Here is a 25,164-nt window from a genome sequence, read left to right as displayed (position 1 = left end):
GCCGGGGCCCTGCGGGCGGTGGACCGTACCGGGCCGCGGCGGGCGTCGGGCCCGGCCCGCACGTCGTTCCGGACGCGAGTCGGCTCGTCGCTCACCCGCTGTGCGTCCGGTTCGGTGAGCGCCTTGTGCGACCAGGTGCGGTTGCCTGTGCCGTGCCCTTCGCCCGCCATCCGCCGCGGCGTCCGCGGACACGTGTCCGCAAGGCTTTTCCCTGGACGAAAAAGGTCGCGTGGACCTTCTCCCCCACGAGAATGTCCAGGAGTTTCGGCATGGGCGCGCCGGGGCGCCGTCGAAGGCGAGCGCGACGCATTTCCGCACAGGCCGGCGCACGCGCGGCCGCGCACCGTTCGGGCACGCCCGATAGCCACTGCCCCGCCCCCGGCCGCCGTGTGACGTCACCCCTGCAGCGTGCTGCAGGCGCTGATGACGGCCCTGGATTCCGGTGGCCCGGCGACCGGAATTCAGGGCCGGTTGAAATGTCCGGTCCATTTCCCGGGGTTCGCGTCCACAAAGGCACGGACCGCGGGAACCCGGGAATTCGGTCGCGGGCAGCGGCCTTTCCCGTCCGAAGGAACGATGTGCGGCGGGCGTCCCTATACTTTGGTATAGAAGTCCGCCGAGGACGCCCGTATCTTTTGATGCGGGCCGGGGACGGCGTTTACGGTTGCGTGCGTGATCGATGTGAGACGGGCTCTGCACGGGCGTCCGGGGCTCGTGGACGCGGGCGTGGTGATCGGTGCCGCCGCATTGACGGTCGTCGTCATCCGGGCCGAGCAGTGGGGCGCGCACGTGTACCCGCAGCTGTCCAGCGGCGCGTTCCTGGGTCCGCTGATGCCCACCCTGTGGGCGGTCCGGGGAGCGGTGTTCCCCCTGCTGGCCTGCGTGTCCCTGTTCTGGCGCAGACGGCACCCGGTGGCCCTGGCCCTGGCCCTCGTGGCGTCGGCGGTCGTCTGGCCCGTGGTCGTACCGCTGCTGGTGGCGCTGTTCACCGTGGCCGCCACCTGCCCCCTGCGGACCACGCTCAGGGTCACCTGCGTGGCGCTGCTGCCGGTACCGGCGCAACTCGTGCTCACCTCGTACTCCGGGCCCCTCACCTCCGCGGAGACCGTGTCCGCCGTGGCGTCCGTGGGCGGCGCCGTCGGCTGGGGTCTGTACGTGTCCGGGGTGCGGGAGCGGGCGGAGCGGGCGGAGCGGGAGGCGGATCTGAAGGCCGAGCAGGCCCGCCAGCACGCCCGGGAGGAGATCGCCCGTGAGATGCACGACGTGCTGGCCCACCGGCTGACCCTGCTCAGCGTGCACGCGGGGGCACTGGAGTTCCATCCCACCGCGTCTCCCGACCAGGTCGCCGAGGCGGCCGGGGTGATCCGGCAGAGCGCGGGGCAGGCCCTGGAGGACCTCCAGGACGTGCTGCGCGTCCTGCGCACCCCCACGGTCAACGCCCACGCCGAGCCGCCGCAGCCCGCCGTGGCCGACCTGGACCGACTGGTCGAGGAGTCGCGCGCGGCCGGCGCCACCGTCGACCTGCACCGCGAGACGGAGGATCTGACGACGATGGATCCGGCCACGAGCCGTGCCGCGTACCGCATCCTGCAGGAGGCCCTCACCAACCACCGCAAGCACGCACCGGACGGCCCGCTGCGGCTGTCGCTGACCGGCGGGGCCCGTGAGGGGCTGACGATCACGGCCCGCAACCCCGTGCGCCAGGAGCACCCGGAGCGTCCCGGTGGCTCCGGCCAGGGCCTGGTCGGGATGGACGAAAGGGCGGCCCTGGCCGGCGGCAGGATGCGCCGCACCCTCGGCGCCACCGGCTTCTCCGTCGAGATCTGGCTGCCGTGGACCAGGTGACCCGCGTCCTGATCGTGGACGACGACCCGCTGGTGCGCTCCGGCCTGCGCATGATGCTGTCCGGCGCGGCGGACATCGAGGTGGTCGCCGAGGCGGCGGACGGTACGGAGGTCCTGCCGCTGGTCGACGCGCACCGGCCCGACCTGGTCCTGATGGACATCCGGATGCCGCGGATGGACGGCCTGACCGCCACCGCGGAGCTGCGGAACCGGCCGGACCCGCCGGAGGTGCTGATCCTGACCACGTTCACGACGGACGGCTACGTCCTGGAGGCGTTGCGGGCCGGGGCGGCGGGCTACGTCCTCAAGCACACGCCCCCGGCCCAGATCGTCGCCGCGGTGCGGAACGTCGTGGCGGGTGAACCGGTCCTCTCGCCGGCCGCCGTCAAACAGCTCATCGGCGCCGTCACCACGGCGGGCGACACGGCGGACGGCGCGGCAGGCGGCTCGGCGGGCGGCGCGCGCCCGGACGACCTGGGCGAGGCGGGGCGGCTGCTCGGGCTCCTGGGGCAACGGGAGCGGGAAGTCGCGCTGGCGGTGGCGCAGGGCAGGACCAACGCCGAGATCTCGGCGGCGCTCTACATGAGCGTCCCCACGGTGAAGGCGCACGTGTCCCACATCCTGACCAAGCTCGGCCTGAACAACCGGGTCCAGATCGCCCTGGTGGTGTACCGGGCCGGCCTCGCCTGACGGCAGGTCAGTTCCCCTGGCCCAGGCCGGCGACCAGGAGCCCGACCAGGTGGCGTGCGTCGTAGCGCGGATCGCTGTCCGCACCGATGCAGAGGTTCCCGACGCCGCGCATGAGCGCGTACGCCTCCACGTCGGAGCGGATCTCGCCGGAGGCGACGGCGGCGTCCAGCAGTCCGGAGCACACGGGCAGGAGGCGGTCGAGGAAGTAGGTGTGCAGCGTCTCGAAGCCCGCGTTGTCGGACTGCAGGACCGCGGCGAGCCCGTGCTTGGTCACCAGGAAGTCGACGAAGAGGCCGATCCACCGCGCCAGCGCGGTGTGCGGGGTCGCACCGCTCGCCAGCAGCGCCGGTCCGGCCTCGGCGCAGGCCTCGACCTGGTGGCGGTAGACGGCGATGATCAGATCCGCCCGGGTCGGGAAGTGGCGGTAGATCGTGCCCGTCCCGACGCCCGCCCGGGCCGCGATGTCGCGCACCGGGGCCTCCACGCCCGACGCGACGAAGGCCGCGGCAGCCGCCTCGAGCAGGCTCTCCTCGTTGCGCCGGGCGTCCGCCCGCCTGGACCGCTCCACCACTGCGCCGCTCCTTCCACGACCCGTCCTTGCTAAACGGAACCTGGTTCCGTATCGTTAGCGGAACGAGGTTCCGTTTGCTCATGATGCCAGGGCGGACGCCCCGGGACCAAGTCGTGCGCGCTTGTGCCGCGCAGTGCCACCACACCCCACCCGCAAGGGAGAACACGGTCATGCAGTACCGCACCTTGGGCCGCACCGGTGTGCAGGTCAGTTCCCTCGCGCTCGGCGCGATGAACTTCGGCAGCATCGGACGCACCACCCAGGACGAGGCCACCGCCCTCGTCGACACCGCCCTCGAGGCCGGGATCAACGTCATCGACACCGCCGACATGTACGGTGCCGGCGAGTCGGAGGAGATGGTCGGCAAGGCCCTCGCCGGCCGCCGCGACGACGTCGTGCTGGCCACGAAGGCGACCATGCCGATGGGCGACGAGCGCAACCACCGCGGCAGTTCGCGCCGCTGGCTGGTCACGGCCCTGGAGGACAGCCTGCGCCGGCTCGGCGTCGACCACGTCGACCTCTACCAGATCCACCGGTGGGACCCGGCGACCGGCGACGAGGAGACCCTGTCGGCCCTGACCGACCTGCGACGCGCGGGCAAGATCCGCTACTTCGGCTCGTCGACGTTTCCCGCGTACCGGATCGTGCAGGCCCAGTGGGCCGCCCGCGAGCACCACCTGGGCCGCTACGTCACCGAACAGCCCGGCTACTCGATCCTGCAGCGCGGCGCCGAGACCCATGTGCTGCCGGTGACCCAGGAGTACGGCCTCGGCGTGCTGGCGTGGAGCCCGCTGGCCTCGGGCTGGCTGTCCGGCGCCGTCCGCGCGGGCCGGGAGATCACCACCAGCCGCTCCGCGTTCATGCCGGAGCGCTTCGACACCGCGCTACCCGCCAACCGGGCCAGGCTCGACGCCGTGGAACGGCTGGCCGCGCTCGCCGCCGAGGCCGGCCTGACGATGGTCCAGCTCGCCCTGGGCTTCGTGACGGCGCACCCCGCGGTCACCGCCGCGATCATCGGCCCGCGCACCCCGGAGCACCTGCGGTCGCACCTCGCCGCCGCGGACACCGTGCTCTCCGCCGACGTGCTGGACGCGATCGACGCGATCGTCGCCCCCGGCCTCGACCTCGCCCCGCACGAGAAGTTCGACACCCCGCCCGCCCTGCTCGACCCGACCCTGCGCCGCCGTGCCTGACACCCGGCGGCCCGGACCGTGCGCCGGACTGCCGCGCCGGTCCGGGCCGCCGTCGGCTAACCCTGGTTGATGCCCGGCCAGTCGGCGTAGCGGATGCGGGAGATCTCCAGGACCTCGCCGGTCGTGCCCCATTCGTCCTTGCCGAGGCGGGCCAGCGGGCGGAGCTTGCGGACGTCGGGGTGACCCTCGACCATCGCGGCCTCGGAGACGGCGGCGTGCACGACGCGGCCGAAGACCACGGTGGAGTCGCCGAGGGTGACCGTGCTGTGCAGTTCGCACTCGAGGGCGACGGGCGAGGCGGCGACACGGGGCGGCTTGACCGCTCGGCTGGGCTCACGGGCGATGCCGACCGCGTCGAACTCGCTGACGCCGCGCGGGAAGTCGGTGCCGGTCGCGTTGATCTGCTCGAAGAGGTGCTCGGGCGCGAGGTTGACCACGAACTGCCGGGTCTCCTCGATGTTGCGCAGCGAGTCCTTCCGCCCCACGGAGGTGAACTGCACCACCGGCGGGCTGACGCACGCGACCGTGAAGAAGGAGTGCGGTGCGAGGTTGGCCGTCCCCGCCTCGCTGAGCGTCGAGACCCAGGCGATGGGGCGCGGTACGACCACCGAGGTCAGGAGCTTGTAGAACGGGGTCCGGCCCATGGCCTCGGGATCGAAGTCGATACGCATGGCGCCCAGTATCCCGGTCGCCGTCCCCTCCCGGTCACCAGGACACCTCGCGGATGGTCGCCTTGCTCTGCGGGGTGGTCGTGGCGACGATCTCGGAGCGGTGCCGGTCGCCGGAGAAGGTCACGGTCAACTGCTGAGCCCCGTCGCGCCGGGTGGAGACGGTGAACCCGCTGGCGGGCACGGCGGAGACGAGGCAGACGGCGTCCTCGCCGAAGCGCACCGAGGCCTGGCCGCCCTGGGACTGCAGGGTGTGGACGCCGGCGCCGCCGGTCCCGCAGTCGACCGGCGTGGCCGACGGACGGGCGGTGCGGGTGGGGGGCGCGGGCGCGGTGGTGGCCGGGCGGACCGGGGTCGGGGTGGGCCGCCGGACGGTGGAGTGGGCGGGGGTGCGCTTCGCCGCGGGGGACGCCGGCACGGAGCGTGCGGGGGACGGCTTCGCGGGGGACGGACTGCCGGTGGCGAGCGCGCTCTCGGGGACGTCCCGCGCGACGGGCGGCGTCGGGCGCGTCGAACCCACCACGAAGCCCACGGTGAGCATGACCGCGGTCACGCTGACCGCGGTGCACGAGAGCCATATGACGACGTAGCGCAGGTACCGGGGCACCCCGCCATCTTTCCCGACCGGCTACTGTCCCTCCACATGGCATCCGTACTCCTGGTCGAGGACGACCCCGCGATACGCGCCAGGCTGGTCGAGGTGCTGACCGCGAACGGCCACACGGTGCACAGCTCGGCCTACGGCTTCGAGGCGCTGCGGCAGGCCGCGCAACGCCCGCCGGACGCCGTGGTGCTCGACCTCGGGCTGCCGGACCTGGACGGGGTGGACGTGCTGCGGATGCTGCGCGGCATCTCGCGGGTCCCGGTCCTCGTCACCACCGCGCGGGACGACGACAGCGAGGTGATCCGGCTGCTGAACGCGGGTGCCGACGACTACCTGGTGAAGCCCTTCTCCGGGGGCCAGTTGGTGGCCCGGCTGACCGCTGTGCTGCGCCGGTCGGCGCCGGCGCAGCCGCCGGCGCCGGTCCCGGAGGGCACGGCCGGCGGGCTTCGGGTGGGCGGTCTGCTGATCGACGCACCGGCCCGGGTGGCATACCACGACGGGCGGGAACTGCGGCTGACGCGACGGGAGTTCGACCTGCTCGCCTATCTGGCGGAGCACGCGGACCGGGTGGTGCCGCGCAGCCGCATCCTGGCGGACGTGTGGCAGCAGACGTACGTGGAGGACCAGACGATCGACGTCCATCTGTCGGCGCTGCGCCGCAAGCTGGGCGAGCGGGCCTCGCAGCCGCGCTACCTGCACACCGTCCGGGGCGTCGGCATCAAGCTGGTGACGCCGCGATGAGACGCGCCCTGGCCGGGGTGGCGCTGGCGGTGACGTCGATGGTCGCGCTGTCCTTCCTGATCCCGCTCGCGCTGCTGGTGCAGTCCGAGGCCCGTACGCGGGCGACCACCGTCGCCGAGCAGCGGGCCGCGGCGCTGGCGCCGGTGCTCGCCCTCACCACCCGGCCCGCCGACGTCCAGCAGGCGGTGGCGGGGCTGGACTCGGGGGACCACCTGAGCGTACGGCTGCCCGACGGGCAGCTGGTCGGTACGGTGCACGCCTCCCAGGAGGCCCTCGACCGGGCGGCCGACGGACGCCGGACCATGGCCTCGGACACCTCCGCCGGCTGGGTCTACCTGCAGCCGGTGATCCTGGCCCGGGACCGGGTGGCGGTGGTGGAGGCCTTCGTCCCCCGCGCCGACCTGGACCGAGGGGTGAAGGCGTCCTGGGCGATGATGGCGCTGCTCGCGCTGGGCCTGGTGGCGGGGTCGGTGCTGGTGGCGGACCGGCTGGGCGCGCGCGTGGTGCGCGCCTCCCGGGGCCTGTCCCGCGCCTCGCGCTCGCTCGGCGCCGGGGAACTGGGCATCCGGGTCGAGCCCGCCGGGCCGCCGGAACTGCAGGAGGCCGGGGTGGCCTTCAACACCATGGCCGACCGGGTCGTCGAACTGCTCGCCCTGGAACGGGAGCTGGTGGCGGACCTCTCGCACCGCCTGCGGACCCCGCTGACCCGGTTGCAGCTGGAGGCCGAGCGGATCGCGGCGCAGGTCCCGGGCTACCGGGGCGAGGACCTGGAGGCCGCGATCGCGCACCTGGAACGCGAACTGGACTCGATCATCGACACGGCCCGCACACCGCTGTCGGCCCCGCCCGAACGCACGGGCCGCGCACAGGAGTGCGACGCGTCGGCCGTGGTGCGCGGCCGGGTCGAGTTCTGGTCCGTCCTGGCCGCGCAGCAGGGGCGGTCGTGCCGCCTGGAGGCGACGGCGGAGGAGACCCCGGTCCCGCTCGGCGAGGACGACCTCGCGGTGGTCGTCGACGCGTTGGTCGGCAACGTGTTCCGGCACACCCCGCAGGGCACGGCGCTGGCGGTGACGGTGGGGCGGACCGACCGGGCGGTGCTGCTCACGGTGGACGACGCCGGGCCGGGCATCGGCGACCCGGACACCGCCCGGGCCCGCGGGGTGAGCGTCGGCGGTTCCACGGGCCTCGGCCTGGACATCGTGCAGCGGGCGGCGACCGCCGCGGACGGCGGCATGGAGATCACCAGGGGCCCGCTGGGCGGCGCGAGGGTGCGGGTGACGCTCGGGCTCACCGGCGGGCCGCCTGTGGGGGGAAGGAAAGCGGCCCGACGCGCGAGGCGTCACCCGCACCCGGCCTGAGGCCGACCGGCCGCCCCAGCTGACCGGCCGGTCGGCGGTTCAGCGGGGCGTGCCGAAGTCCTGGGTCCACCAAGGGCCGTTGGACGACGTGTTCACGCCCACTCCGATCTGCTCGAAGTTGCAGTTGAGGATGTTCGCCCGGTGTCCCTCGCTGTGCATCCAGGCGTCCATCACGGCGGCGGCGGTCCGCTGGCCCACGGCTATGTTCTCGCCGAGGGCCGACCACTGGTACCCGGCCGCCTCGACGCGCCCGGCCATGGTGGACCCGTCGGGCCCGGTGTGGGAGAGCTCGCCCGAGCGGGCCATCACGTCCGTGTAGTCCTGGGCGGCCTCGGTCAGCCGGTCCTCCAGCGTCACCGGACGGCATCCGGCGGAGGCGCGCTCCTCGTTCACCAGCCGGACGATCTCCTCGACCACCGAGTCGTCGGCGCCGGACCGCGTGGGCTGCGCCGCGACGGTGGTCTTCGCCGGTGACGGGACCACCGTGCGGGTCGGCGTGGCGGAGGGCCGCGGGGTGCGGGTGTGCCGCGTGGCCGGCTTGCGCCGCTCCGGGGTGGCGGAGGCACTGGGGCTCGCGGTCGTCGGGCTCGGGCTCGCGGTCTCCGGGCGCGCGTCGGAGGCGACGGGGTCGTCGGCCTCCCGGTCGCCGGCCGCCAGCGGGGCCTCGTCCTTGCCGCCGTTGTTCCCGTACTGCGCACCGACCCCGACCAGGGCGCCCGCGGCGACCGTCGCCACCGCGGCGGCCAGCGGCCAGGACCGCGCCGAGGGGGCGCGGCGGGCGGGGCGTCGTTTCCTGTGGGAACTCATGCTCGGGGTACCTCCGGACGACGGGACTTCCACCGGGCACGTCCGAACGTGATGTGCCGGGCACTGTGACCCTAGGCGCCCCGGGCGGAGAACTCCCACGTCCGGAGCGGATCTTCAAGAACACATAAGGCTGCGCTCAGGTAGGACACCGGTTCTCCGGGCCTTTTCCGTACGCGGTGTGGGCACCGTCACAGGGGCCCGCGATGGGTGTCAGCACCCATACCGGCCCGGTTCGCCCGGATGAAAGGATGAGGATCCACAGGGGGGCGAAACGGACAAGGAACCGGGCGGCGGACGCCGTCCGTGAAGGGAATCGAGCTGTGCCTGCTCCGCGGATGAGCACGACACCATTGCCGGGCATCGGTGTCCGGTACGACCTCACCACGCGGGACCGGCGCCATCTGTCGGTGGTCGCCCACCGCGACGGATCGCGGACGGTGAACGTGTACCGCGCCGACGACCCGGACGCGTGCGCACAGTCGCTGCGGCTGACCGGGGCCGAGGCGATGTCGCTGATCGACGCGCTGATGCCGACGCACCACAGCCCGAACCTGCTGCACACCACCGACCTCGGACTGGTGGCGGAGCGGATCGAACTGCCCGTCACCTCGCACTGGAACGGCCGTCTGCTGGGCGAGACGCGGATGCGCACGGACACCGGCGCCTCCATCGTGGCCGTGCTGCGCAGGGCGGACGCGATCCCCTCCCCCGCACCGGACTTCCGCCTGTCGGGCGGCGACACGCTGATCGTCATCGGCACCCGTGAGGGTGTCGGGGCCGCCGCCGCGATACTCGGGCGGGAGTGAGCCCTTGCACTCCGCGGTCTTCCTCATCGAGTTCGGCGCCATCATCCTCGGTCTCGGCCTGCTCGGCCGGGTCGCCGGACGGTTGCGCTTCTCCCCCATCCCCCTCTACCTGCTGGCCGGACTCGCCTTCGGCGAGGGCGGCATCCTCCCGCTGGGCACCAGCGAGGAGTTCGTGGCCATCGGCGCCGAGATAGGCGTCATCCTGCTGCTGTTGATGCTCGGCCTGGAGTACACCGCGAGCGACCTGATCGGGAACCTGCGGACGCAGTACCCGTCGGGCCTGGTCGACATCGCGCTCAACGCCCTGCCCGGCGCGGCGGCGGCGCTGCTGCTCGGCTGGGGCCCGGTGGCCGCCGTCGTACTGGCGGGCGTCACCTGGATCTCCTCCTCCGGGGTCATCGCCAAGGTGCTGGGCGACCTCGGACGGCTCGGCAACCGCGAGACGCCGGTCATCCTCAGCATCCTGGTCCTGGAGGACCTGGCGATGGCGGTGTACCTGCCGATCCTCACCGCCCTGCTGGCCGGGGTGGGCTGGGCGGCGGGCAGTGTGACGCTGGCCGTGGCGCTGGGCGCGGCGGGCCTGGTGCTGCTGATCGCGGTCCGCTTCGGGCGCGTCATCTCCCGGTTCGTCTCCAGTGACGACCCGGAGAAGCTGCTGCTGGTCGTGCTGGGCCTGACCCTGCTGGTGGCGGGCATCGCCCAGCAGCTGCAGGTGTCGGCGGCGGTGGGCGCCTTCCTGGTGGGCATCGCGCTGTCCGGGGAGGTCGCCGAGGGCGCGCACTCGCTGCTGAGCCCGCTGCGGGACCTGTTCGCGGCCGTGTTCTTCGTCTTCTTCGGTCTGCACACCGACCCGGCCAGCATCCCGCCGGTCCTGCTGCCGGCGCTGGCGCTCGCGGTCGTCACCGCACTCACCAAGATCGCCACCGGCTACTGGGCGGCGCGTCGCGCCGGCGTCGCGGTGCGCGGCAGGTGGCGGGCGGGCGGCGCACTGGTGGCGCGGGGCGAGTTCTCCATCGTCATCGCCGGTCTCGGGGTCACGGCGGGCATCGAGCCCGCCCTGGGCCCGCTGGCCACGGCGTACGTCCTGCTGCTGGTCGTCTTCGGCCCGCTGACGGCCCGCTACACCGAGCCGCTGGCACGGGCGCTGACGCGGCGCCGCGCCACGGTGCGCAAGAGCGACGCCGAGCCGGAGCGGACCCCGGCCCCGGTCGCCGGGGACTGATCCCGCGACGGTCCCCCCGTTCCCGCACGTCACCCCGAGAGGAGGCCTGGGCCGTGTCGCTGTTCTGGCGGATCTTCCTGCTCAACGCCGTCGTGCTGATGGTGGCGGCGATGCTGCTGCTCGGGCCGGTCACGGTCTCCTCCCCCGTACTGCCGGCCGAGGCGGCGGTGGTCGTGGCGGGCCTGGCCGCGATGCTGGTCGCCAACGCCGTGCTGCTCCGGGTCGGGCTGGCGCCGCTGCGCCGGCTGACCCGGGCCATGGCGGCGGCGGACCTGCTGCGGCCGGGCAGCCGGCCGGCCGCCGCCGGGCACGGCGAGGTCGCCGAGCTCATCGCGACGTTCAACACCATGCTCGACCGGCTGGAGAGCGAACAGGCCGCCGGCAGCGCCCGCGTGCTGTCCGGCCAGGAGGCCGAACGGAAGCGCATCGCTCAGGAACTCCACGACGAGGTGGGACAGACGCTCACGGCGGTGCTGCTCCAGCTCAAGCACGTCTCCGAACTGGCCCCCGGCCCGCTGCGCGGGGAGCTGCACCAGGTCCGCGAGACCACCCGCGGGAGCCTGGAGGAGATCCGCCGCATCGCGCGCCGGCTGCGGCCAGGCGTCCTGGAGGAGCTCGGGCTGCCCAGCGCACTGCGGGCGCTGACCGCCGAGTTCACCTCCCCGGCCCTGGCGGTGGGGCTCCGCCTCGACCCCGAGCTGCCCGCCCTGGACGAGCAGACCGAGCTGGTCCTGTACCGGGTCGCCCAGGAGGGCCTGACCAACACCGCGCGCCATGCCGGCGCGGGCCGGGTGGACCTCCTGCTGGAACGCAGCGCCGCCGGTGCGCGCCTGACCGTCCGCGACGACGGCAAGGGCCTCGGCGCCGCCCCGGAAGGCGCCGGGATCCGGGGGATGCGCGAACGCGCCCTGCTGGTCGGGGCACGGCTCACGCTCGGTCCGGGACCCGCCGGCGGTACCGAGGTACGGCTCGACGTACCCGTCCGCGAGCCCGACGCACCCGTGCGCGAGGAGGACCACTGACCGTGCCCGAGGCGGCGAAGACCCGGATCCTGCTCGCCGACGACCACGCGCTGGTGCGCCGCGGCGTGCGGATGATCCTCGACGACGAACCCGACCTGACGGTCGTCGCGGAGGCCGGGGACGGCGCCGAGGCCATCGAGCAGGCCCGCACCCACGAACTCGACCTGGCCGTCCTCGACATCGCCATGCCCCGCCTCACCGGGCTCCAGGCGGCCCGCGAACTGTCCCGGCTGCGGCCCGGGCTGCGCATCCTCATGCTGACGATGCACGACAACGAGCAGTTCTTCTTCGAGGCCCTGCGCGCCGGGGCCAGCGGTTACGTCCCGAAGTCCGTCGCCGACCGCGACCTGGTGGAGGCCTGCCGGGCGGCGGTGCGCGACGAGCCGTTCATCTACCCGGGGGCGGTCACCGCGCTGGTGCGCAACCTGCTGGAACGCGCCCGGCAGGGCGAGCCGCTGCCCGCGCGGGCGGTCACCGACCGGGAGGAGGAGATCCTGAAGCTGGTCGCCGAGGGCCACACCTCCAAGGAGATCGGGGACATCCTCTTCATCAGCGCCAAGACGGTCGAGCGCCACCGTGCCAACATCCTCCAGAAGCTCGGCCTGCGCGACCGTCTGGAACTCACCCGGTACGCGATCCGGGCCGGGCTGATCGAACCGTGAGCGGAGGAACGATGGGCGGCTGGGGCAGCGGCAACTTCGACGAGGACACGGCGGCGGACCATCTGTCCCGGCTCACCGGGCGGCTGGTCCGCGAGGTCGAGGACGCCGTGGCCGGCGCCCCGGGGACGCTGGAGCCCGACGAGTACTGGGGCGTGGCCGTGCCCTGCAACGTGGAGCTGCTGCACCTGATCGCCGCCCGCGGCTGGGCCGGTGCGGTGCTCCCCGCGGCCGCGACGGTCCGGGAGTGGAAGACCGCCCTCCTCGCCGCCTGGGACGGGGCGATCGACGGCCTGGGACCCTCGCCCGAGTACCGCGCCGAGCGGCGCGAGGTACTCGTCGCCACCTTTGACGCGCTGGCGGAACTCGCCTCGCGCAGGACCGGACCACCGCACGCGCCGAGCGCCGCGTCCGGGCGGGCGGGGCCGCCTTGCGGGCTCCAGCCGGAGCACCCGTCGGACCGCTGCGCTGCCGCGAGGGTGCGCGGTCGGCGTCCACGACATCCGGCCCGCCCCGAAGATGACACGGCGTCATGCGACCCCGCCCGCGCCCCAGGAGGCCACCGTGCCGCGGGGCCGGACGGCACCCCCGCCGGACCGCCGCGTCACCCGCGCCCAGTCGAACCACCCCAAGGGCCACCACGGAGGCCGCCACGATCCACGCGACGAACCCGCCGCCCGGCGGCAAGGGCGGGGTCAGGCGGCCTCTTCCGCGGGCGTCCCCGGTTCCCCCTCTCGGGTCGGGCGTGCCGCCGGGCGGTGGGGCAGCGCCACAAGTGCCGCGCCGAGGGCGAACGCGAGGGCGGGCAGGGTGGGGAAGCGGCCGTCGGGGGCGAGGCCGTGCACCGACCAGTAGGCGAGGGCCGTGACGCTGCAGGCGAGGCCGGTCCAGAGGAGGGCGGGGCGCTCGTGGCGGGCGCCGGGCGGCGGGGCGACGGCGGCGTACAGGCGGGCCAGCGCGCGTTCCAGCGGGCGCAGTACGGCCAGTACGCCCGCCAGGAGCACCGCGAGCACCAGCAGCCAGGGCACACGCAGCGCCCACCACGCGGCGCTGCCGAGGGCGGCCCCGGGGGCGAGGCCGACCAGGTAGAACACGGCGACGAGCAGCACGGGCAGCATGTGCCACAGGTACAGGGTCATGCTCGCGCGGCCCAGGTACCCGACGGCCCGCCCCACGCGCGCGCCGTTCAGTGCCCGCCGCACGGCCGGCGCGACCAGCAGGCATCCGCCCGTCTGGGCCACCACCCAGGCCAGCATGGCGGGCGACGGGGGGTCGGCGTTGCCGACGGTCTCCCCGGTGACCCTGATCAGGCTCACCGGGTACGGCCCGAGGGTGATCAGCGCCGTGAAGGCCAGCGCTCCGCCGAGCGCCATCCCGGCGGCGGGCAGGCGGGTCAGCCGGCCGTCGCGCCAGCAGAACCCGAGCTGGTAGGCCACGCCCCAGACCAGTACGTAGTCGACGAGCCCGGTGGCGGCCGGAGCACCCGCCGTCACCCCCGCACCCACCACGACGGCGACCGCGCCCATCACCACGGGAACCCGCAGCCCCCAGCGCCGGTGTGCCGCGTGCAGTACCGGGGTCAGGGCACTGAGCAGCAGGTACACCGGAAGGAACCAGAACTGCATGGCCATCGCCCATCCGGCGAGCCGGAGCGTGCCCCGGTCCACGCCGGCCGCCGAGCAGATCGCGACGGCGAGCACCACCAGCCCGCAGTAGGCGGCCGCGGGCAGGAGCAGGCGCAGGGCGCGGCGCGCCACCCAGGGAGCCGCCGTGCCACCCGCAGCCCGGGTGCGGGCCCAGGAGCCGCCCGCGGCATGGCCCCCGGCCAGGAAGAACAGCGGCATGATCTGGAAACCCAGGGTCAGCCACTGCGTCCAGGGGATCTCCGCCAGGAGCTCGGGCGCCACGATGCCCCCGCCCGGCTCGCTGACCAGGGCGGTGATCAGCCAGTGGCCGAGCACGACCGTGCAGATCGCCAGGGCCCGCAGGAAGTCGACGTACCGGTCACGCTCCATGACCGGTCATGCTGCCCGACACCCTTGCGCGGCGCGGCGATTGGTGTCCGCTGCAACCGTTTCGTGCCCGCAATGCAACCTGACCGGCGTAAATCGCTTGCGGGGCCCGTACGCCGGGGCGAGGCTCGGCCGGTCGGCCGGTCGGCCGGTCGGCCGGTCGGCCGGTCGTGAGGAGAGGGAGTCGCTGATGACGGACGAGGAACAACAGGACGTGTCCCTGTGGCGGTTGGCGGATCTGGTGACCCCGATGGCGCTGCGGACGGCGGCGACGCTCAGGGTGGCGGACCATCTGACGGAGGGTCCCCGTACCGCCACCGAGCTGGCGCAGGACACCGGGGCGGAGTCGGGCGCGCTGGACCGCCTGCTGCGGCACCTGGCCGGGGTCGGGGTGGTCGCGCGGGACGGCGGCGGGCGGTACCGGCTGACGTCCCGGGGCGAGGAGCTGAGATCGGACCACCCGGGCGGGCTGCGGGAGTGGCTGGACACCGAGGGCGGCCTCGGCCGGGCCGAACTGGCCTTCGTGCAGCTTCCGCACAGCGTGCGCACGGGCACGGCCGCCTTCCCCCGGCAGTACGGCCGCGGGTTCTGGGAGGACCTGGCGGCCGACGGGGCGCGGACCCGCTCGTACGACCGGCAGATGGGCGTGGACGTCGCCGAGTGGGCGACCGCCCTGGTCCCGGCGTACGACTGGGGCGCGCTGGGGCACGTGGTCGACGTGGGCGGCGGCAACGGCACACTGCTGGCGGCGCTGCTCACCGCCTTCCCGGAGCTGCGCGGCACCGTGCTGGACCAGCCCGCCACGGCCGACACGGCCCGCGCGACGCTGGCGGCGGCCGGGGTCGACGACCGCGGTGACGCGGTCGGGGGGAGCTTCTTCGAGGCACTGCCCAAGGGGGCCGGCGGCTACCTGCTCTGCGCGATCCTGCACGACTGGGACGACGACGCGGCGCGGGCCGTCCTGCGCCGCTGCGCCGAGGCCGCCGGGGAGCACGGCCGGGTGCTCGTCGTGGAGAAGGTGGGCGCCGACCAGGAGTCGACGGTGGCCGCGATGGACCTGCGCATGCTGGTGTACTTCGGCGGCCGGGAGCGCGGGGTGGCCGCGCTGACCGCGCTCGGCGCGGACGCGGGGCTGCGGGTGTCCTCGGTGCGCACGGCGGGGGACATCGGCGTCGTCGAGTTCACGGCCGTCTGACCTCCGGAGGCGGCGGCCGCGGCACTCCTCGTCCTCCCGCTGCGTCGCGGAGCGAGCGTGGGGCCCTCACCGCGGCGTCGGTACGGCGCCGCCCTCCACCCGCGGCACCACGCTCCGGTGATCCGGGCGAGGACGGCCGCATCGGGCAGGCCGATGGCGTAGTGGGCGGAACGGGAGGGGCCAGGCGCGGACGCCCCCGTGGTGCGCCTCACCCGCGGTCTCGCGCCCCTCGGGGCCCGGATGCCGACCGGGGAAGAGGCGTGCCGCCCTCACCGCGGCGTCGGTACGGCGCCGCCCTCCACCCGGGTCACCTCGACACCGGGGAGTCCGCGGCTCCACTCCCCGGTGATCCGGGCGAGGACGGCCGCGTCGGGCGGGGTGGGGCCGAGGCCGATGGCGTAGTGGGCGGAGCGGGGTGCGGCGCGGAAGGGGCGGGGCCAGGCGTGGACGCCGCCGGTGCCGGCGTCCTCCAGCGCGGTGAGAAGCGCGCGGACGCGGCCCCGGACCCGGCCGAGGGTGTCCTCGAACTCCGCCTCCGTCGCCCCGTGGACGGCCAGTACCGCCCAGGCCGCGTAGCGGCGGTGGAGCGGGGGCGGGGCGGCGAGGGCCGGGCGGGGATCGGCGCCCTCGCCGGCCGCGGACTCCAGCAGTTCCCAGGCTCGGTAGAGCTCCTGGGCGAGCAGGTCGCGTCCGTCCGGGCCGACCTGCGCGGTGCACGGGCGGACGGGCTCGGTGGGGGTGGCGATGGAGACCGCCGCGCCCGACTGCCCGGCGGCACCGACCGGTTGACGCCAGTCCCAGGCGGCCCAGGTGGCGAAGAAATGCCGGAGCAGCGCGGTGCCGGTCAGGCCGGGGGCGTCGTGGGCGGTGCGGGCGGCGAGCAGTGCCCAGGCCAGTCCGGGCAGGCCGCCGAAGGGGGCGGAGTCCAGGCCGCGTGCCCGGGCCCAGGCCTTGACGTCACGGGCGAGACCGGCGAAGCGGCCGTGGTCACCGGCGAGTTCGAGGACCGCGTCGGCGTCGCTGACGGCGCTGAGCGCGACGGCGGCGTCCTCGCCCAGTTCGGTGCGGCGGGCCACGGCCTCGGCAGGGGCCAGGCCCCCGGTGGCGACGACGACGAGGTCGACGTCGAGCGCGCCGACGCGGAAGCGCAGTCCCGGCACGCGGGCGCCCGTCACCTCCCGTACGCGGGTGGCCTCCGGCAGCGCGGCCGTCACCTTGTCCCGGACCGCGCCCAGGTCGGCGTTGCCCGGCAGCGCCGCGACGAGGTCGAGGTCGGCGCCGGGCAGCGCGCAGCCCATGCGGCGGGAGCCGGCGAGGTGGACGACGCCGCCTCCCAGGGCCCCGGCGACGCGCCGCGCGGTCTCCTCCGCGTGCGGCAGGTCGTCGGGAGTGCTGGGGCTGCCGGCCGTCTCCGGTACCCAGCGCACCTCCCCCGTGCCGAGGGCGACCGTGGCCCGGACCCGCATCGGTTCGTCCCCGCGCCGGGAGAGCAGGACCAGCCGGCCGACCTGCGCCGTCGTCCCGCGCAGCCGGGCCGCGCAGTCGGCGGCGACCCGCAGCGGGTCCCGGGTACGGCCGAGCGACAGATGCGGGGTGTAGCCCTCGGCGCGGCCCCGGCAGCGGGGGAAGCGGCGGGCGAGGGCGTGCTGGAGGACCGCCCAGGAGGTGCCGCCGTCGGCCGCGGGGTCGAGCCAGACGGTCGCGTCCTCGCGGTGCCCGAAGGTGTGCACACCGTCGAGGCGGGCGGTGAAGGGCGGGACGCCGGCCGCGGCCCGGGACAGCAGGGGCGCGGCGCGCTCGAAGGCGGACTCCGGTACGAAGCCGAAGAGCAGGTTGACGTGCGGCGGCCAGCGGTGGATCTGCGGGTCGTGGTCGCGGCGGACCGCCTGGACGGCGGGCCACAGCTCGTCCGGTGGCAGCCAGGCCACGGCGGTGCGCGCGGTGGGCGGCAGGTCCAGGACGTCTTCGGCCTCGTCCTGCGCACCGGCCGTGAGGGAAAGGGAGACCTCCACGCCGTAGTGGTCGGAGACGAACAGCCCCTCCTCCGCCGGGGTGTCGCCGCGCAGGACGGCGCCGGTGACACGGGGTCCGCCCCCGCGCAGCAGGACGCGGTCGAGCCGGGAGGCACGGCCGCTGAGCGAGGAGACCGCGGCCAGCGGATTGACGGCCGGGTCGAAGGTGGGCGTGCGGTCGTGCGGCCCGTGCGCCTCGGTCCAGGCGTCGCGCAGGCCGAGGGCGAGTGGCGGCCCCTCGCCTCCGTCGTTGAAGTCGCCGAGCAGCAGCAGGTCGCCCTCGACGCCCGCGAGTCCCTCGGCGAGCCGGGCGAGTTCGGCCTGCCTGCGGGCCGGGCCGTCGTCGGAATGGTCGCTGCTGAGGTGGGTGGCGGCGACGACGAGCGGTCCGGCGGACGTCTCGACGGTGATCGCGACGACGGCCTTGTGCGGCCCGAGGGCGTGCTGGGCGGCCTCCCGTACGGGCAGCCGGCTGAGCAGCAGCACGCCGGTGTCGTCGGTGTCGCGTCCGGCCGGGTCGGTGCCGAGGGTGTAGCCGGAGCGTACCCAGCCGGCCCGCAGCAGCATGTCGAGCAGCGCGGGCTCGACCTCCTGGAGGGCGATGACGTCGGCGCCCGCCTCCTCCAGGGCGCGCAGCAGCAGGGGGCGGCGGCGGGCGGTGCCGATGCGGTGGCTGTCGTACCGGTCCCACAGGGTGTTCCAGGTCAGGACGCGCAGCCGGCCGCCGTCCGCCCCTCCCGTCCGGACCGCGGCCACCCGCTCGGCGGGCCGCCAGGCCTGCCCGTCCTCGTCCCAGGCGTGCGGGACGCGGGCGGCGAAGAACGGCGGACGCAGCAGGCGCGGGTCGCGGACCCGTCCGGCGTCGGTGGCGTCGATGCGGTCGGTACCGGTGGCCCGGTCCCAGACGAGTTCGCCGTCCGCCTCGACGAACAGCACGCGATGCCAGGGGATGTCGCCGCCCGGCACGAAGGCGGGCAGCGGGATCCGCTCGGGCGCGGCGCCGCGCTGGTGCACGCCGATCACGAAGCGCGCCGGGTCGAACCGGGCGTCCCAGCGGACGCGGTGATAGATCTCCTCGCTGGTGCGCATGTCACGCCTCCTGTCCGGCCGCGGCGCCGCCGAGCGAGCCGTCGGTGTCCTCGACGGTGCCGCCCGCGCCGACGTACCAGGTGCGGTGGGCCTCGCCTGGGTACGGCGGGGCGAACCGGCGGGCCTGCGCGGTCAGTACGGCCGGCGGCACCGGGTGGGCGCGACCGGCGTTGCGCCGGGCCAGCTCCTCCTCGTCGACCAGGGCCACCACGTGGGTGACCAGGGCGTCGCGGCGGCGGGCCACCGCGTGCACCAGGGAGCGCTGGTGCGGGTTGAGGGACGTCGCGTCCCACACCACCGTCGCACGCCCGGTGAGGGCGGTGTCCAGCCTGCGCAGTCCCTCGCGCAGGACGTCCGTGTTGGCGCGCTGGTCGGCACGGGAGCCGCGGGCGAGGCGCAGGTCGTCCAGGGCGATGCGGACGGCGCTGCCGGGCAGCGTGCCGGCGAAGGTGCTCTTGCCGCTTCCCGCGGGTCCCGTCAGGTGGATCAGGCGGGGAAACTCCGCAGAGCGCCACCGCCAGGTGGCGGCAACGGCCTCCTTCGCGCCGCCGATCCGCCCGGCGGCGTACGCCGTGCGGGCCTCCGCCCAGCAGCGGTCCGCGGCGTCGGCGTCCAGCCCGGCGAGGGCGGCGCGCATTCCGTCGCGCAGGGGGCCGAGCGGGTCGGGGCCGAGCAGACCTGCCTCCTCGGCGTGCAGCGCCGACCACTCGGTCTGCTCGCGGGCCTCGGCGTCGGGCGCCGCCGCGGCCGCCACGGCGTGCAGGACCCCCAGGTCGGCGGCGAGCGCCATGCGGGCGAGGCCGGCCGCCCGGTCCTCGTCGGGGTAGGGGCGGTGCAGTGCCGGGTGGAGTCCGGCGAGGTCGGCCACGCGCCGGGCCCCGGGCATGCCGAGGGGTCCGGCGAGGCGGGCCGCCAGGCGGGCGCGGGGGGTGCCGTGCAGCAGGACGGCCAGGACCCCGGCCAGCCGGGCGTCCCCGGTGCGGCCGAGGACGTCCAGCCGGGCGCAGACGTCGGCGGCGCGCCCGGCGGCACCGGGGCCGGTGGCGGCGACGTCCACCGCGGCGGCCAGCGCCGCGGTGTCGGGGTCCGCGCCGGAGCGCACCGCCCACAGCGGGGCGGCCGCGCCCAGCCCGTTCTCCACGACCGGGGCGTGCATCCAGTGGGTGCCGGTCGTCACATGGCCGGCGCGCACCCACTTGGCGACGTGGCGGCCGAACTCGCCGTACGCGAAGCCGTCCACGGTGCGGACGACGTAGCCCTCCTGGTGCGCGGTGTCCAGGCGCAGGGCGCGCAGCGCGCGTTCGTCGTACGTGCCGCGCCACAGCACGGGGGGCGCCGGGATCCCGAGCCGCCGCAGGAAACCGACCGTGCGGTCCCAGTCCAGGCAGCGGTCGCCGTCCCAGACGGAGAATCCGTAGAACCAGCTGTCCAGGTCCTCGTAGGCGAGGGAGTGGCGGGCGTGCAGGTTCTCCCCGCACACCCGCAGGCCGGGCGGGAGGGAGCGGCCGATCCGCCCCTGGAGCGCCTTGACCCACGCGCGGGAGGGGTGGTGGGCGGAGTCCGGCGACCTGGCGTGCATCCCGTCCCGGTAGAGCGTGGTGTTCTCGCCGTCGAGCTTCTCGGTGACGACGACCTCGCGGCCGCGGAGCGCTCCGGGGTCCCCGGCGCGCAGGTCGTCCGGCGTGGCCCCGGGCGACCAGGGCAGGTGCGGAGTGCGTGGATAGTGCGTGCGCATGGTGCCGGAATCCCCCGTGACGTTCTCTTGCGCGCTCACTGTAGGAGCGCCGGACCCCGTGGGCCACCGCATAACCGGGGCGCCATCGGGGAGCGGGAAGTCCGGTGGAACGGGACGGCCGATGCGAGTGCGCCCGCTCCGGATCGACTTGGGCCGGCCTGCGGACGGCGCCGCCGCCGTCCCGGCGGATGCCGGGAGGGACCGCAAAATGCGTGGTGGCGACGGGGGGTGGGCGCGATGATGGGCGCGTGACGTTCCTGGAGGTCGCCTGCGACGAGTCGGGCTCCGACGGCGAGAACCTGATCGGCGGGAACACGGATGTCTTCGCCCACGCGGGCGTGTGCGTCGCGGGCGACGCCGCCGCCGGGGCGCTGCGGGAGATACGGGAGCGGATCAGGTCGCCCGCCGAGGAGTACAAGGCCAACCATCTGCTGCGGGAGAAGCACCGCGCGGTGCTGGAGTGGCTGCTCGGCCCCGCGGGCCCGCTGCACGGTCACGCGTCCGTGCACCTCACCGACAAGGCGTACTTCGTGCTCGTGGCGGTCCTCGACGTGCTGGCCGGGGGGCCGGCCGCGGCGGCCGCGGCGGCGGTGCTGTACCGCGAGGGGCGCGGCACCGTGGAGCCCTCGGGGTGGCAGGCGTTCCTCCGCGCCGCCAACGACCTGGTGCGCAGGAGGAACCACGAGGACGGGGAAGCGCCCGTCGACGCGTTCTACCGGGCGCTGGAGGCGTTGCGTCCGGCACCCGGCGGGGACGGCGGTCGGTCCGGGGTCCTCGCGGTGCTGCGGCGGGCGAGGCCCCGGGCGGAGGCGTTCCGGGCGCGGCTGTCCGCGGAGCCGGGGGCGGTGGAGCCGCTGGATCCGCTGTTCCCCGCGCTGGAACGTACGGTCGCACGCTGGGGCGAGGACGGAGCGCCGGTGCACGTCGTCCACGACCGGCAGAACACGCTCACCGAGGAACGGATCGCACGGCTCGGGGCGTCACTGCCCCCGGGCCGCCGTCTGGCGGGGCTCCGGCTGGCCGAGTCGCGCCACGACCCGCGGATCCAGCTCGCCGACTTCCTCGCGGGGGTGGCGCGGAAACTGGCCTCGGACGAACTCGCCGGGCGCGGCGACCCGGTGCTGACCGGACTGCTGCGCCCCTACGTGGATCCGCTCTCGGTGTGGGGCGACGACCGGAGTTGGTCGCGGCTGGGGCCCGTGCCGTCCGCGGCCGGGCCCGGCCGAGGCCGCCTCAGCCCGCACCGCTGAGCCTCGTCGCGCGCCGCGGCACCGCTCCTGGTCCCGTCGGGGCCCGCGGTGGCGAGTCGACCACACGATCGCGGTGCCCGCTTCGGGCCGCTCGCCGACGACCGTTCGGGAGCGGTCGTCGACGCACCCGATCCCGTCACGGGTTCCGGCCGCCCGCGCCCGGAGCCGTGCACCTCGGACCGGAAAGGCTAGGGCCTGCGCGGTACGCACCGCAGGGCCAGGACGGCGGCGGTCAGGTAGGCCAGGGCGCCGGCGGCCATGGCGAGGCGCAGGCCCGTGCCGTAGTCGGCGGCGGTGGCCAGGAGGGTGCCGCCGAGGGCCACGCCGGCCGCGCTGCCGATCTGGCGGGCGGTGTTGAACAGGGCGGAGGCGGTGCCCGAGTAGCCGGGGGGCGCGGCCGCCATCACGGTGGTGGTCGTGCCGGTGAGGGCGAAGGAGGTGCCGAAGCCCGCGGCCATCATCGGGGCGACGAGCAGCGGGTAGGCCGGGTCGGGCCCCGCCGCGGCCCAGCCGGCCAGTCCGAGGGCGCCCAGCAGCATGCCGCTGACCACCAGCGGGCGGTCCCCGGTCCTGCGGGCCAGCCGTCCGGACAGGACGGAGGCGAACATGGTCGTCGCCACGGCCGGGAGGAGGGCGAGGCCGGTACCGAGCGCGCTGTAGCCGCGCTGGTGCTGGAAGTAGAGGCTGGCGGTGAACACCATGCCGTAGAAGGCGAAGTTGAACAGCAGTCCGGTCAGCGATCCGCCGCCGACGGCTCTGGAGCCCAGCATGCGCGGCGGGATCGCGGGTGAGCGGGCCAGCCGCTCGCGCACCGCGAACGCCGCGGCGGCGAGGAGGGCCAGCCCGGCACCGGCGAGGACCGCGGGATCGGACCACCCGCGCCGTCCGGCCTCGTTGAGCACGGCGGTCAGCAGGGCGACCGCGGCCACGACCGCGCACTGCGCGGGCCAGTCCAGGGCCCGGTCGGCCCGCCGGGGCGAGGGGGCCACGTGGCGCAGCGTCAGCGCCAGGCAGGCGGCGCCGACGGGCAGGTTGACCAGGAAGACCCACCGCCAGCCCACCGTGGAGACGAGCAGCCCGCCGAGCAGCGGGCCCGCGGACGCCGCGATGCCGGCCATCGAGCCCCACAGCCCGACGGCCCGCGAGCGCGCGGCCGGGACCGGGTAGGCCTGCTGGAGCAGGGCCAGGGAGCCGGGCACGATCAGCGCCGCCCCGGCTCCCTCGGCGAGCCGCGCGGCGACCAGGGCCGGGGCGTCCGGTGCCAGCGCGCACGCGGCCGAGGACGCGGTGAACACGGCCACGCCGGTGCAGAAGACCCGGCGGTTGCCCAGCCGGTCGCCGAGCGCGCCGCCGGTGAGCAGCAGCCCGGCGAACACCATGGTGTACCCGTCGGTGATCCACTGGATCCCGGTGAGCGAGGCGTGCAGTTCGCGGCCGACCACGGGCACGGCGACGTTGATGACGGTCACGTCCAGGATGACCATGAAGTACCCGGCGCACACCGCGAGCAGCGGCGCCCGTGACCACGACCGGGCGCCCGGGCCCGGCACGGCGGCGGGCGCGGGCCCGTCGCCGTCGGCGGCCTCCGCGAAGGGCACGTCCTCGACCTCATCCCGTACGCAGCGCTTCAGTACCGGATGTCACATTAAGGGGTGAAAGGTCCGCTTCACGCGACCGACCAGGCGTACTGAGCGCGGCTCAGCGCGTCCCGTCGGAGCGGCGGCGCAGCAGGTAGGTGTCCATGATCCAGCCCTTGCGCTCCCGGGCCTCGGTGCGGGCGCGCAGGATGCGTTCCGCGGTCTCGGCGAGCGGGCCGGAGATGAGGATCTCGTCCTCGGTGCCGAGGTACGCGCCGTAGTGGATCTCCAGGCCCTCGGGGTCGATCCCGGCGAAGGCCGCACGGCCGTCGAGCATGACCACCACGTCGTCGGCGTCCCCGGGGAAGCCCTCGGCGAGCCGACGGCCGGTGGTGATCTGCAGGGGGCGGCCGACCCGGGTGAGGGTGAGGCGGTGGCGGGCCGCGAGGGCGGCGACGCTGCTGATGCCGGGGACGACCTCGTGCGTGAAGGAGCCGGGCCGGCGGGCGAGGACCTCCTCCACGACGGCGATCACGCTGTCGTAGAGGGAGGGGTCGCCCCAGACCAGGAAGGCGCCCGTCTCGCCGGGACCGAGGTGGGCGTCGAGGAGGTCCGCCACCAGGTCGGCGCGGCGCCGGCGCCAGTCCTCGACGGCGTCCGCGTAGCCGGGCGCGGTGCGGTCGCGCTCGGCGTCGGGAACCTCGACGAGGCGGTGACCGGGGCGGGCGTGCTCGTCGAGCATCCGCCGGCGCAGACGGATCAGGTCCTGGCGCTCCTCGGGTTTGCCGAGGACGAGGAAAACGTCCGTACGGCCGATCGCCTTGACCGCCTGAAGGGTGAGGTGTTCGGGATCGCCCGCGCCGATGCCGATGACGAGGATGTGTCGCATGCGGTGATTGTGCCCTGCGGTGCGTCCGTGACGGCCATCGCGGCAACTGTTCCCGGGACGCCCTGTGATGTCCCTCACGCTGGATTGGGTGGTTACGGTGCGACTTAGTAGCCGATGGCGGCACGGCATATAAGCTCTATCCGGAACGGAATGGGACATAATTCGCACAGGGGGGCGACGGTATCCGATCCGTACGGCGTCATGGGCTGCTCCCGGGGCGGGGAACGCGATCTGAGGGCCCATCAGGTTCCTTCCGGACGACGCGTCCGGTGGCGCGGCACGCCCACGCGCCCGGCGCAAGAGTCCTGGTGGCTACGAGTCCGCGTAGTACCGATCTTTCATTGCCCGATGTTCGGGACGGTCCACACAATGGCCGGGCCTGCCAGCCGTCACGGCGGCTCAGGCGGGTTGTGAACACGCACGCCGAACCTTCGAACGAGGTCACGCAATGACGAAGCACCGCCGGACGAAGCACTTCCGGAAGATTACGGTCGCCGCCCTCGCCGTCGCCGCCGTGGGTGTGCCCTCGGTGGCCATGGCTTGCGTCGGCGGCCAGCAGGGCCCGCGGTACGACGGGTCCCAGGGCCAGGGTCAGGGCCAGGGCCGCTGGAACCACGGCTCCTGGGCCGGGTCCTGGAACGGGGCCGCGAACGGGTCGGCCGCCGGCTCCGGCAACTGGACCGGCAACGGGACGTGGACGAAGGACGGAGGGTGGGGCGGGAAGCCGTCCCGGGCTCCCTCCTCCGCGCCCTCGGCCCCCGCCTCCGCACCGTCCTCGGCGCCCTCTTCGGCACCGTCCGCCGCCCCGGCCGCGGGCTCGGGCGCCACGCTCACGGGAGCCTCGGCCACCGTGCTCGACATGGTGAACCAGGAGCGGGCCAAGGCCGGCTGCACGGCCCTGAAGGTCAACGCCAAGCTGAACGAGGCCGCGCAGGACCACAGCAAGGACATGGCCTCGCACCAGAGCATGTCGCACACCGGCTCCGACGGCTCGTCACCCGCCGACCGCATCTCCTCGGTGGGCTACAACTGGAGCAGCTACGGCGAGAACGTGGCCTACGGCTACTCCTCCGCCTCCAGCGTGATGAGCGCCTGGATGGCCAGCCCCGGTCACAAGCGGAACATACTGGACTGCTCCTTCAAGGAAATAGGGATCGCGCTGGCGCAGCCCGGCAACTACTGGACGCAGGACTTCGGCGCCGCGCGCTGAAGCAGTACGC

Annotated in this window: 21 protein-coding genes; 12 read left to right on the top strand and 9 right to left on the bottom strand. The window is 74.9% G+C overall.

The window, feature by feature from the left end:
- The first annotated feature begins 672 nt into the window (after positions 1 to 672).
- Positions 673 to 1,845, top strand: a complete 1,173-nt coding sequence (locus ACFW3D_RS03475; RefSeq protein WP_500500821.1) for a sensor histidine kinase — start codon at positions 673 to 675, stop codon at positions 1,843 to 1,845.
- Positions 1,833 to 2,534, top strand: coding sequence for a response regulator (locus tag ACFW3D_RS03470; RefSeq protein ID WP_500500819.1), 702 nt, complete (start codon positions 1,833 to 1,835; stop codon positions 2,532 to 2,534). Before ACFW3D_RS03475 ends, ACFW3D_RS03470 begins: the two co-directional genes overlap by 13 nt.
- A 7-nt stretch (positions 2,535 to 2,541) precedes the next feature.
- Here the strand turns inward: ACFW3D_RS03470 and ACFW3D_RS03465 are convergent, their stop codons facing one another.
- Complete coding sequence (locus tag ACFW3D_RS03465; protein WP_500500817.1) at positions 2,542 to 3,105, bottom strand: TetR/AcrR family transcriptional regulator; 564 nt, start codon at positions 3,103 to 3,105, stop codon at positions 2,542 to 2,544.
- A 170-nt stretch (positions 3,106 to 3,275) separates the two neighbouring features.
- On the opposite strand from ACFW3D_RS03465, the gene ACFW3D_RS03460 reads away from it, so the two are divergent.
- The gene (locus ACFW3D_RS03460; RefSeq protein ID WP_500500815.1) at positions 3,276 to 4,298 is read left to right on the top strand and encodes an aldo/keto reductase; all 1,023 of its coding nucleotides are present in this window, start codon (positions 3,276 to 3,278) and stop codon (positions 4,296 to 4,298) included.
- Between the two features lie 56 nt (positions 4,299 to 4,354).
- Here ACFW3D_RS03460 and ACFW3D_RS03455 read toward each other — a convergent pair whose 3' ends face one another.
- Both ACFW3D_RS03455 and ACFW3D_RS03450 read right to left on the bottom strand, forming a co-directional pair.
- Positions 4,355 to 4,969 (bottom strand): flavin reductase family protein, encoded by a 615-nt coding sequence (locus tag ACFW3D_RS03455; protein ID WP_500500813.1) that lies wholly within the window; start codon positions 4,967 to 4,969, stop codon positions 4,355 to 4,357.
- A 34-nt stretch (positions 4,970 to 5,003) separates the two neighbouring features.
- Complete coding sequence (locus ACFW3D_RS03450) at positions 5,004 to 5,573, bottom strand: hypothetical protein (RefSeq protein WP_500500811.1); 570 nt, start codon at positions 5,571 to 5,573, stop codon at positions 5,004 to 5,006.
- 36 nt (positions 5,574 to 5,609) lie between these two features.
- On the opposite strand from ACFW3D_RS03450, the gene ACFW3D_RS03445 reads away from it, so the two are divergent.
- A complete protein-coding gene (locus ACFW3D_RS03445) occupies positions 5,610 to 6,311 on the top strand; it encodes a response regulator transcription factor (protein ID WP_500500809.1) in 702 nt (233 codons plus the stop codon).
- Positions 6,308 to 7,669, top strand: coding sequence for a sensor histidine kinase (locus ACFW3D_RS03440; RefSeq protein WP_500500807.1), 1,362 nt, complete (start codon positions 6,308 to 6,310; stop codon positions 7,667 to 7,669). Before ACFW3D_RS03445 ends, ACFW3D_RS03440 begins: the two co-directional genes overlap by 4 nt.
- Before the next feature lie 39 nt (positions 7,670 to 7,708).
- On the opposite strand, the gene ACFW3D_RS03435 is transcribed toward ACFW3D_RS03440, so the two are convergent.
- Complete coding sequence (locus ACFW3D_RS03435) at positions 7,709 to 8,476, bottom strand: CAP domain-containing protein (protein WP_500500805.1); 768 nt, start codon at positions 8,474 to 8,476, stop codon at positions 7,709 to 7,711.
- Positions 8,477 to 8,796: 320 nt separating this feature from the next.
- On the opposite strand from ACFW3D_RS03435, the gene ACFW3D_RS03430 reads away from it, so the two are divergent.
- The 4 genes from ACFW3D_RS03430 to ACFW3D_RS03415 are packed head-to-tail and all read left to right on the top strand — an operon-like array spanning position 8,797 to position 12,188.
- Positions 8,797 to 9,282 (top strand): cation:proton antiporter regulatory subunit, encoded by a 486-nt coding sequence (locus ACFW3D_RS03430; protein WP_500500803.1) that lies wholly within the window; start codon positions 8,797 to 8,799, stop codon positions 9,280 to 9,282.
- A 4-nt stretch (positions 9,283 to 9,286) separates the two neighbouring features.
- Complete coding sequence (locus tag ACFW3D_RS03425) at positions 9,287 to 10,504, top strand: cation:proton antiporter (RefSeq protein WP_500500801.1); 1,218 nt, start codon at positions 9,287 to 9,289, stop codon at positions 10,502 to 10,504.
- A gap of 53 nt (positions 10,505 to 10,557) precedes the next feature.
- Entirely contained in the window at positions 10,558 to 11,526 is a 969-nt protein-coding gene (locus ACFW3D_RS03420) for a sensor histidine kinase (RefSeq protein WP_500500799.1), read from the top strand.
- Positions 11,527 to 11,528: 2 nt separating this feature from the next.
- Positions 11,529 to 12,188 carry a response regulator gene (locus tag ACFW3D_RS03415; RefSeq protein ID WP_500500797.1) on the top strand — a complete coding sequence of 220 codons (660 nt, stop codon included), beginning with the start codon at positions 11,529 to 11,531 and terminating at the stop codon, positions 12,186 to 12,188.
- Positions 12,189 to 12,880: 692 nt separating this feature from the next.
- Here ACFW3D_RS03415 and ACFW3D_RS03410 read toward each other — a convergent pair.
- Positions 12,881 to 14,200 carry an acyltransferase family protein gene (locus ACFW3D_RS03410; RefSeq protein ID WP_500500795.1) on the bottom strand — a complete coding sequence of 440 codons (1,320 nt, stop codon included), beginning with the start codon at positions 14,198 to 14,200 and terminating at the stop codon, positions 12,881 to 12,883.
- A gap of 187 nt (positions 14,201 to 14,387) precedes the next feature.
- Between ACFW3D_RS03410 and ACFW3D_RS03405 the strand changes: the two genes are divergently transcribed.
- Positions 14,388 to 15,392: a methyltransferase gene (locus tag ACFW3D_RS03405; RefSeq protein ID WP_500500793.1), complete on the top strand. Its 1,005-nt coding sequence runs from the start codon at positions 14,388 to 14,390 to the stop codon at positions 15,390 to 15,392.
- Positions 15,393 to 15,661: 269 nt separating this feature from the next.
- Here the strand turns inward: ACFW3D_RS03405 and ACFW3D_RS03400 are convergent, their stop codons facing one another.
- Both ACFW3D_RS03400 and ACFW3D_RS03395 read right to left on the bottom strand, forming a co-directional pair.
- Positions 15,662 to 18,493 (bottom strand): poly(A) polymerase, encoded by a 2,832-nt coding sequence (locus tag ACFW3D_RS03400; protein ID WP_500500791.1) that lies wholly within the window; start codon positions 18,491 to 18,493, stop codon positions 15,662 to 15,664.
- Between the two features lies 1 nt (position 18,494).
- Complete coding sequence (locus ACFW3D_RS03395) at positions 18,495 to 20,228, bottom strand: RNA ligase family protein (RefSeq protein WP_500500789.1); 1,734 nt, start codon at positions 20,226 to 20,228, stop codon at positions 18,495 to 18,497.
- Positions 20,229 to 20,416: 188 nt separating this feature from the next.
- Between ACFW3D_RS03395 and ACFW3D_RS03390 the strand changes: the two genes are divergently transcribed.
- Positions 20,417 to 21,478 carry a DUF3800 domain-containing protein gene (locus ACFW3D_RS03390; protein ID WP_500500788.1) on the top strand — a complete coding sequence of 354 codons (1,062 nt, stop codon included), beginning with the start codon at positions 20,417 to 20,419 and terminating at the stop codon, positions 21,476 to 21,478.
- Positions 21,479 to 21,666: 188 nt separating this feature from the next.
- Here the strand turns inward: ACFW3D_RS03390 and ACFW3D_RS03385 are convergent, their stop codons facing one another.
- Entirely contained in the window at positions 21,667 to 23,076 is a 1,410-nt protein-coding gene (locus ACFW3D_RS03385) for an MFS transporter (protein WP_500500786.1), read from the bottom strand.
- A 100-nt stretch (positions 23,077 to 23,176) separates the two neighbouring features.
- Complete coding sequence (gene cobF / locus ACFW3D_RS03380) at positions 23,177 to 23,944, bottom strand: precorrin-6A synthase (deacetylating) (RefSeq protein WP_500500784.1); 768 nt, start codon at positions 23,942 to 23,944, stop codon at positions 23,177 to 23,179.
- A gap of 448 nt (positions 23,945 to 24,392) precedes the next feature.
- Between cobF and ACFW3D_RS03375 the strand changes: the two genes are divergently transcribed.
- Positions 24,393 to 25,154, top strand: coding sequence for a CAP domain-containing protein (locus tag ACFW3D_RS03375; RefSeq protein WP_500500782.1), 762 nt, complete (start codon positions 24,393 to 24,395; stop codon positions 25,152 to 25,154).
- Positions 25,155 to 25,164 lie beyond the last annotated feature (10 nt).

This window comes from Streptomyces sp. NPDC058864 (assembly GCF_042742985.1).
Taxonomy (GTDB): Bacteria; Actinomycetota; Actinomycetes; order Streptomycetales; family Streptomycetaceae; genus Actinacidiphila.
Note: the sequence above shows the minus strand (reverse complement) of the source record. Positions and strands in the feature narration are given on the sequence as shown.

Bases quoted from the DNA above. Each gene is read 5' to 3' on its own strand.
- cobF (WP_500500784.1), bottom strand. From the start codon at position 23,944: ATGCGACACATCCTCGTCATCGGCATCGGCGCGGGCGATCCCGAACAC.
- ACFW3D_RS03410 (WP_500500795.1), bottom strand. From the start codon at position 14,200: ATGGAGCGTGACCGGTACGTCGACTTCCTGCGGGCCCTGGCGATCTGC.
- ACFW3D_RS03435 (WP_500500805.1), bottom strand. From the start codon at position 8,476: ATGAGTTCCCACAGGAAACGACGCCCCGCCCGCCGCGCCCCCTCGGCG.
- ACFW3D_RS03455 (WP_500500813.1), bottom strand. From the start codon at position 4,969: ATGCGTATCGACTTCGATCCCGAGGCCATGGGCCGGACCCCGTTCTAC.
- ACFW3D_RS03440 (WP_500500807.1), top strand. From the start codon at position 6,308: ATGAGACGCGCCCTGGCCGGGGTGGCGCTGGCGGTGACGTCGATGGTC.
- ACFW3D_RS03445 (WP_500500809.1), top strand. From the start codon at position 5,610: ATGGCATCCGTACTCCTGGTCGAGGACGACCCCGCGATACGCGCCAGG.
- ACFW3D_RS03390 (WP_500500788.1), top strand. From the start codon at position 20,417: ATGCCGGGAGGGACCGCAAAATGCGTGGTGGCGACGGGGGGTGGGCGC.
- ACFW3D_RS03375 (WP_500500782.1), top strand. From the start codon at position 24,393: ATGACGAAGCACCGCCGGACGAAGCACTTCCGGAAGATTACGGTCGCC.
- ACFW3D_RS03400 (WP_500500791.1), bottom strand. From the start codon at position 18,493: ATGCGCACCAGCGAGGAGATCTATCACCGCGTCCGCTGGGACGCCCGG.
- ACFW3D_RS03460 (WP_500500815.1), top strand. From the start codon at position 3,276: ATGCAGTACCGCACCTTGGGCCGCACCGGTGTGCAGGTCAGTTCCCTC.
- ACFW3D_RS03395 (WP_500500789.1), bottom strand. From the start codon at position 20,228: ATGCGCACGCACTATCCACGCACTCCGCACCTGCCCTGGTCGCCCGGG.
- ACFW3D_RS03405 (WP_500500793.1), top strand. From the start codon at position 14,388: ATGACGGACGAGGAACAACAGGACGTGTCCCTGTGGCGGTTGGCGGAT.